The 210-nt window shown below is 60.5% G+C and carries 1 pseudogene; it reads left to right on the forward strand.

The features are described from left to right. A pseudogene (locus HMPREF2967_RS13260) lies at positions 1-210 on the forward strand (HNH endonuclease); the annotation flags it as partial.

Genomic DNA, 210 nt, shown 5'->3' on the forward strand with positions numbered 1-210 from the left:
CGCTCGGCGCTTCTGCTTCCGATGCTGCCGAACTAGCACGCCTTAACCAGGTGTACTTCGGCCCCACCCGCTTCAGCGGCAAACAACGCAAAGCCCGCCAAGCAGCCCTCACCCAACGCCACAGCCTCGGCACCCTCACACTCATCGAGTCCTACACCGCAAAAGTCAAGAAAACCCTCGACGCCTGGAACCTCAGAATCAAACTCGCCG

It is taken from the genome of Corynebacterium sp. HMSC059E07 (genome assembly GCF_001814395.1).
Classification (GTDB): Bacteria; Actinomycetota; Actinomycetes; order Mycobacteriales; family Mycobacteriaceae; genus Corynebacterium; species Corynebacterium hesseae.